The 6,421-nt window shown below is 70.3% G+C and carries 8 protein-coding genes; 2 read left to right on the top strand and 6 right to left on the bottom strand.

The window, feature by feature from the left end; all coding sequences use genetic code 11:
• From TR50_RS23660 to TR50_RS44505, 5 genes are all read right to left on the bottom strand, one after another.
• Positions 1-276, bottom strand: a 276-nt coding sequence (locus TR50_RS23660; protein WP_042425290.1) for a hypothetical protein, incomplete at its 3' end; no start/stop codon positions are given.
• A gap of 200 nt (positions 277-476) precedes the next feature.
• Positions 477-1,280: a TIGR03936 family radical SAM-associated protein gene (locus tag TR50_RS23655; RefSeq protein ID WP_042425286.1), complete on the bottom strand. Its 804-nt coding sequence runs from the start codon at positions 1,278-1,280 to the stop codon at positions 477-479.
• A gap of 97 nt (positions 1,281-1,377) precedes the next feature.
• The gene (locus TR50_RS23650) at positions 1,378-1,812 is read right to left on the bottom strand and encodes a PIN domain-containing protein (RefSeq protein WP_052441265.1); all 435 of its coding nucleotides are present in this window, start codon (positions 1,810-1,812) and stop codon (positions 1,378-1,380) included.
• Entirely contained in the window at positions 1,788-2,021 is a 234-nt protein-coding gene (locus tag TR50_RS23645) for a type II toxin-antitoxin system VapB family antitoxin (protein WP_042425355.1), read from the bottom strand. Before TR50_RS23645 ends, TR50_RS23650 begins: the two co-directional genes overlap by 25 nt.
• 1 nt (position 2,022) lies before the next feature.
• Positions 2,023-2,541, bottom strand: coding sequence for a CGNR zinc finger domain-containing protein (locus tag TR50_RS44505; RefSeq protein ID WP_084700843.1), 519 nt, complete (start codon positions 2,539-2,541; stop codon positions 2,023-2,025).
• A 94-nt stretch (positions 2,542-2,635) separates the two neighbouring features.
• Here TR50_RS44505 and TR50_RS23640 point away from each other — a divergent pair, with 94 nt between their 5' ends.
• Positions 2,636-2,998 (top strand): VOC family protein, encoded by a 363-nt coding sequence (locus TR50_RS23640; RefSeq protein ID WP_042425283.1) that lies wholly within the window; start codon positions 2,636-2,638, stop codon positions 2,996-2,998.
• A gap of 170 nt (positions 2,999-3,168) precedes the next feature.
• Entirely contained in the window at positions 3,169-4,317 is a 1,149-nt protein-coding gene (locus TR50_RS23635) for a GDSL-type esterase/lipase family protein (protein ID WP_084700841.1), read from the top strand.
• A 72-nt stretch (positions 4,318-4,389) separates the two neighbouring features.
• Here the strand turns inward: TR50_RS23635 and TR50_RS23630 are convergent, their stop codons facing one another.
• Complete coding sequence (locus tag TR50_RS23630) at positions 4,390-6,318, bottom strand: TIGR03960 family B12-binding radical SAM protein (protein WP_042425280.1); 1,929 nt, start codon at positions 6,316-6,318, stop codon at positions 4,390-4,392.
• Between the last annotated feature and the right edge of the window lie 103 nt (positions 6,319-6,421).

Here is a 6,421-nt window from a genome sequence, read left to right as displayed (position 1 = left end):
AGTCTCGGCCTTCTTACGGGTGCGGCGGGCCCGCTTGCGCGGCTCCGGCGCCTCCTCGGCGGCAGGCTCGGTCGGGGTGGACGCGGCAGCGGCCTGCGTGGCCGTCTCTGCGCCCTGGGCGGCGACGGACGTCTCGGAGGCGGCAGCCTCCGCTGTCGGCGGGCCGGCCGGGCGGCTCGCGGCGCGGCGGCGGCGCGGGGCGGCCTTGGGGGCCGCTGCCTGCGTGTCGCTCTGGTCGCGCCGCTCGTTGGATTCGTTGTCGGTGATGTCGGGCATGCGGGCGGTTCTCCCGTCACGCCCCCGGGCGCCGCGCCGGTGAGGCGGGCGCCGCACGGGGGCTCGCGTATGTCGTCGTGGCACCCCCACGGGTTCGCGGGCGTGCCGAAGTCTTCTGGTCGCACCCCTCGACCCGGCCCCGGATGGCTCCCAGGGCGCCGGTCGGGCGCCGGCGACGCCGCGTCGCCGACCGATCGCCGCTACACGAGCTGCGGCCCGGCCGCCTCGGAACTGTGGGTTCCAAGGGCCGCAGCCGCGTCGCGGTCGGACGCGAACGGGTCGGTCACCGCACCGGACTCCTCGTCGAGCGGCCCCTGCGCCAGCCTGGTCACCCCAGCGGGGACCGGCAGCGCGAGGTCGGCCGTCGCACGAAGCCCGGTCAGGACGTCGTCGGGTCGGACGGCGGGTGTGGCGTGCCGAACAACCAGCCGCAGTATCGCACAGGCGCGGCCTGCAGGGATATCGGTCGTACTTTCCGGTAGGGCGGGCGCACCCGCGTCCACCTGCGCATCCACGACCTGCAGCGAGATCACCGCGCCGCGCGCGTCGAAGCTGCGCAGGCCGTTCTTGGTCTGCCGCTCCACGATGACCTCGTCGGCGGCGAGGAACGCGGCGACGGCGGCGCGGGCGGCGTCCGGCTCGACGCCGTCCAGCTTCAGCTGCCAGACGGAGGCCTGGAGCCGCTCCATGAAGTCCTTGCCCTGCGCCTCGACGGCGTCGATCACGTCCAGGCCGGGCGGGAGCGACTCGTCGAGCTGCTTGCGCAGCAGCTCCGGGTCGCGGTGCTCGGCGAGGGCCAGCTCCACGTACTCGGCCTCGCTCGCGGCGCCGGTGGGCGCGGCGTTCATGAAGCTGATCCTGGGGTGGGGGGTGAAGCCGGCGGAGTACGCCATGGGGACGGCGGAGCGCCGCAGGGCGCGCTCGAGGGCCCGCTGGAAGTCGCGGTGGCTGGTGAAGCGGAGGCGCCCGCGCTTGGTGTAGCGGAGCCGGATCCGCTGGACCACGGGTGCGGGCGGCGGACCATCGGGCGTGCGGCGTGCCAGTGCGCTCAGTCCTTCGGGAGTAGGGGCGGTTGTGCGCCTACAAGGGTACGCGGGCGCGTCAGGGGATGGATCCGGGCTCGGCGAGCCAGCGGGTGGGCAGGCCGGTGAGGCGGCCCATGGCCTCCAGGTCCGCGTCGTAGTGGAGCAGCGTCAGGCCGTGGTGGGCCGCGGTGGCCGCGAGCAGCAGGCCGGCCGTGCCGACGAGGCGCAGCGTCCCCTGTTCGGCGTCCTCGGCGAGCCGTTCCTGGTAGTCGAGGGCCCGGCGGGCGGCCTTCTCGGGGATCGGCCACCAGGTGTAGAGGGCCTCGACGCCGGCGCGCATCCGCGTGAACTCCTCGCCGGAACGGGCCGTGCGGAGCAGTTCCAGCCTGGTGACGTCGCAGATGCCGATCTGACCGGTGGAGATCTGCTCGCGCCAGTCCTCGATCACGTCGGGACGCATCATGCGGCCGACGGCCGAGGTGTCGATCAGGAAGCCGCCTGCTCCGGCCAAGCCCGCGCACCTCCCCGGCGCTGCATCGAGTCGTCGAAGGCGCCGCACTCGAACAGCTGGAGCATCTGCTCCAGGGCCCGCTCGCGCTTGGCCCGTGCCCCTATCTCCCGCAGTGCGGCGTTGACCGTGTCCTTCTTGGTCTTGGTGCCGAGCACCTCGGCTGCGAACGCCAACGCCTCTTCGTCCAGGTCGATCAGGGTCTTGGCCATGCTATTCAGCATATTCGCCCGAAGGGACTGCAGAAACATTTCCTCTGGCCCGATAAGCACGCATCTTCGCACGACTTCCACATACGGCCATGCTGCACCAGCGTCCGCGTCCGGCCGGGGAACGATCGTAATAGACCTCGCGACAGGACTCGTCCGCGCACGCCTTGAGCCGCAGAAAGTCCTTGCCGGAAGCTGCGACAGCGGCCGCGACCTGCGCGAACAGCAGTTCCGTGGGCGGCAGTCCGGGAGCCGGGACGAGTTCCGCGCTCCCGTCGGGGCGGAGCGCGAGCACCAGGGGAGCGATTGCGAGCTGACCTTCGAATATCTCTATCGACTCCGAGGAAATATCCATCCCTCCATGAGCTGCACATACGAGGCGTAGCAACTCACGAAAGGCGCGCGCCCGCACGAGATCGACGCCCTCGGCGGCGAAGGTCTCCAGGGCGTCCGCACCGCTGTCGACGTCGAGGGTGTTGACCAGGTCCTGGACGAGCCGCAACGGCTCCGGGGCGTCTCCCATGCTTGCGATGTTACCGATTGTGCGAGAGGATCCGGTAACACCAGCAGTTACCTGTAGACCGCATCTGGCGGTAACGCCCCATGGAAGGCACGAGATGATCGGCACTCTGCGCGCCTACGCACTGGACTGTCCCGACCCCCTGGCCCTGGCCGCCTTCTACGCCGAACTGGTCGGCGGCAAGGTCGTGGACGAGGGCGACGGCTGGGTGGAACTGGTCGGCGACTACGGCACCAGGCTCGCCTTCCAACAGGTCGAGACCGCCTACCGGGCACCGGGCTGGCCGGACCAGGACACCCCGCAGCAGGCCCACATCGACATCGGCGTCACCGACCTCGACGCCGCGCAGGCGCAGGTGCTCGCGCTCGGCGCGACGCTGCTCCAGGACTGGGACGGCACCAGGTCCTGGCGGGTCTTCGCGGACCCGGCCGGCCACCCGTTCTGCCTCTGCGCCTGCTGACTCCGCCCGCCGAATGAATTTCGCTCCGGAAAGGGGCGTAAATACCACGCGCCCCTTTCCGGACGGACCCTCAAGAAATAAATGCCGTAGTTACCTTGCGGTAGCAATCAGCCGTGTGCCAGATTCTGCGCACCGGCCGGTGAACCCCAACCCTCACCTGGAGTTCACCCATGATTGGCTCCTCCAGAGGGATGCGACTCGGCGTCGCGTCCCTGACCCTTCTTCTCGCGTTCTTCAACGGCAGCGGCACCGCGCATGCGGCCGTCACCGGACCGACCGCCGTCGTCTCCATGGGCGACAGCTATATCTCCGGCGAGGCCGGACGCTGGCTCGGCAACAGCGACGACTACTCCGGCAGCCGCGACGGCACCGACCGCGCCTACGTGGGCGGCAGCTACCAGCCCACCGTCGTCTACGGCCCCACCTATAACAGCGGCTGCGACCGCTCCGACACCGCCGAGGTCGACAGCGCCCCCGGGCTCTCCCAGTCCACCCGCATCAACATCGCCTGCTCCGGGGCCACCACCGCGAACGTCCTGCGTGCGGCGGACGGCGGCCAGTCCTTCAAGGGCGAGGCCCCGCAGGCCGACCAGCTGGCCCAGATCGCCGCGACCGACGACGTGCAGACGATCGTGCTCTCGATCGGCGGCAACGACCTCGGGTTCTCCGACGTGATCACCACCTGCGTCGAGGACTACGAGATCTGGTACAGCTACTGCAACCCCTCTGAGCAGCAGGCCATCGCCTCCGCGCTGCCCGGCGCGATGAGCGCCGTGGGCAACGCCATCGACTCCGTCAACGCCGCAATGGCCTCGGACGGCTACGCCCCCGGCAGCTACCGGATCATCCTCCAGTCCTACCCCTCCCCCATCCCCCGCAGCAGTGAGAACCGCTACGCGGAGAGCGGTTGGTCCCGCACCGACACCGGCGGCTGCCCGTTCTGGAACGGCGACTCCGACTGGGCCCGCAACACCCTGATCCCGGAGATCTCCTCCGCCCTGCGGAACGTCGCCGACGCCAAGGGCGTCCAGTTCCTCGACCTGGAGAACGCCCTCCAGGGCCACGAGGTCTGCTCCACCCACGACCAGCTCGCGACCTCCACCCAGCCGCCCTCCCCCGCCACCAGCGAGTGGGCCCGCTTCCTCACCACCGGCGCCACCCAGGGCACCGAGCAGGAGTCCTTCCACCCCAACGCCTACGGCCAGCAGGCCCTCGGCAACTGCCTCGCCCTCATCACCGCCCATTCCTCGGGCGACTGGTCCTGTACGGACACCCCCGGCCAGGGCCCGTCGGCGATGAGCCTCAGCCAACTGTCCTGAACCCGCCCCCGAACAGCGACGAGCGGCCCTGCCCGAAGGCAGGGCCGCTCGTGGTGTGACGCGGTGCGGGCGCTACTGGTTGACGACCGTCAGCGGCAGCAGCTTCTTGCCCGTGGGGCCGATCTGGATCTCGGTCTGCATCTGCGGGCACACGCCGCAGTCGAAGCACGGCGTCCAGCGGCAGTCGTCGACCTCGACCTCCTCGAGGGCGTCCTGCCAGTCCTCCCAGAGCCAGTCCTTGTCGAGGCCGGAGTCGAGGTGGTCCCAGGGAAGGACCTCCTCGTACTGGCGCTCACGGGTGGTGTACCAGGCGACGTCGACGCCGGTGCCGGCCAGGGCCTTGTCGGCGCAGCGCATCCAGCGGTCGTAGGAGAAGTGCTCGCGCCAGCCGTCGAAGCGGCCGCCGTCCTCGTAGACGGCGCGGATGACCGCGCCGACGCGGCGGTCGCCGCGCGAGAGCAGACCCTCGATCAGGCCCGGCTTGCCGTCGTGGTACCGGTAGCCGATGTTGCGGCCGTACTTGCGGTCGCCGCGGATCGCGTCGCGCAGCTTGATCAGGCGCGCGTCGGTCTCCTCGACGCCCAACTGCGGGGCCCACTGGAACGGCGTGTGCGGCTTGGGCACGAAGCCGCCGATGGAGACGGTGCAGCGGATGTCGTTGGTGCCGGTGACCTCGCGGCCCTTGGCGATGACGTTCTTCGCCATCTCGGCGATCTGCATGACGTCGTCGTCGGTCTCGGTCGGCAGGCCGGCCATGAAGTAGAGCTTCACCTGGCGCCAGCCGTTGCCGTAGGCGGTGGCGACCGTGCGGATGAGGTCCTCCTCGGACACCATCTTGTTGATCACCTTGCGCAGGCGCTCGCTGCCGCCCTCGGGCGCGAAGGTCAGACCGGAGCGGCGACCGTTGCGGGAGAGCTCGTTGGCGAGGTCGATGTTGAAGGCGTCCACGCGGGTCGACGGCAGGGACAGGCCCACCTTGTCGTCCTCGTAGCGGTCGGCCAGGCCCTTGGCGATGTCGCCGATCTCGGTGTGGTCGGCGGAGGAGAGCGACAGCAGGCCGACCTCCTCGAAGCCGGTGGCCTTCAGGCCCGCCTCGACCATCTCGCCGATGCCGGTGATGGAGCGCTCGCGCACGGGGCGGGTGATCATGCCCGCCTGGCAGAAGCGGCAGCCGCGGGTGCAGCCGCGGAAGATCTCCACCGACATGCGCTCGTGGACCGTCTCCGCCAGCGGCACCAGCGGCTGCTTCGGGTAGGGCCACTCGTCGAGGTCCATGACGGTGTGCTTGGACACGCGCCACGGCACGCCGGGCCGGTTCGGGACCACGCGGGCGATGCGACCGTCCGGCAGGTACTCGACGTCGTAGAAGCGCGGGATGTAGAAGCCGCCGGTGCGGGCGAGGCGCAGCAGCACCTCGTCGCGGCCGCCGGGGCGGCCCTCGGCCTTCCAGGCGCGGATGATCTCCGTCATGTCGAGGACGGCCTGCTCGCCGTCGCCGACGACGGCCGCGTCGAGGAAGTCCGCGATCGGCTCCGGGTTGAACGCTGCGTGGCCGCCGGCCAGGACGATCGGGTCGTCCAGCGTGCGGTCGGCGGCGAGCATCGGGATGCCGGCCAGGTCCAGCGCCGTGAGCATGTTGGTGTAGCCGAGCTCGGTGGAGAAGCTCAGGCCGAACACGTCGAAGGCCTTGACCGGGCGGTGGGCGTCGACGGTGAACTGGGGCACGCTGTGCTCGCGCATCAGCGCCTCCAGGTCCGGCCAGACGCTGTAGGTGCGCTCGGCCAGGACCCCCTCGCGCTCGTTGAGGACCTCGTACAGGATCATGACGCCCTGGTTGGGCAGACCGACCTCGTACGCGTCCGGGTACATGAGAGCCCAGCGGACATCGCAGGCGTCCCAGTCCTTGACGGTCGAGTTGAGCTCGCCGCCGACGTACTGGATCGGCTTCTGGACGTGCGGGAGGAGGGCCTCCAGGCGCGGGAAGACCGACTCGACAGGCATGAGAGGCAGGGACTTTCGTGTGGACGCCGGGGTGACCCTCAAGGTTACCGCAGGGACTAAGGTAAGTGGTTTGACCCGAATGTCCCTGGCCGGCTCTCTTCCG

The organism is Streptacidiphilus anmyonensis, assembly GCF_000787855.1.
Taxonomy (GTDB): domain Bacteria; phylum Actinomycetota; class Actinomycetes; order Streptomycetales; family Streptomycetaceae; genus Streptacidiphilus; species Streptacidiphilus anmyonensis.
The sequence above is the reverse complement of the archived record's forward strand: the minus strand, read 5'-3'. Positions and strand labels throughout refer to the sequence as shown.

Bases quoted from the DNA above. Each gene is read 5' to 3' on its own strand.
- TR50_RS23645 (WP_042425355.1), bottom strand. From the start codon at position 2,021: ATGGCCAAGACCCTGATCGACCTGGACGAAGAGGCGTTGGCGTTCGCA.
- TR50_RS44505 (WP_084700843.1), bottom strand. From the start codon at position 2,541: ATGGGAGACGCCCCGGAGCCGTTGCGGCTCGTCCAGGACCTGGTCAAC.
- TR50_RS23640 (WP_042425283.1), top strand. From the start codon at position 2,636: ATGATCGGCACTCTGCGCGCCTACGCACTGGACTGTCCCGACCCCCTG.
- TR50_RS23635 (WP_084700841.1), top strand. From the start codon at position 3,169: ATGATTGGCTCCTCCAGAGGGATGCGACTCGGCGTCGCGTCCCTGACC.
- TR50_RS23630 (WP_042425280.1), bottom strand. From the start codon at position 6,318: ATGCCTGTCGAGTCGGTCTTCCCGCGCCTGGAGGCCCTCCTCCCGCAC.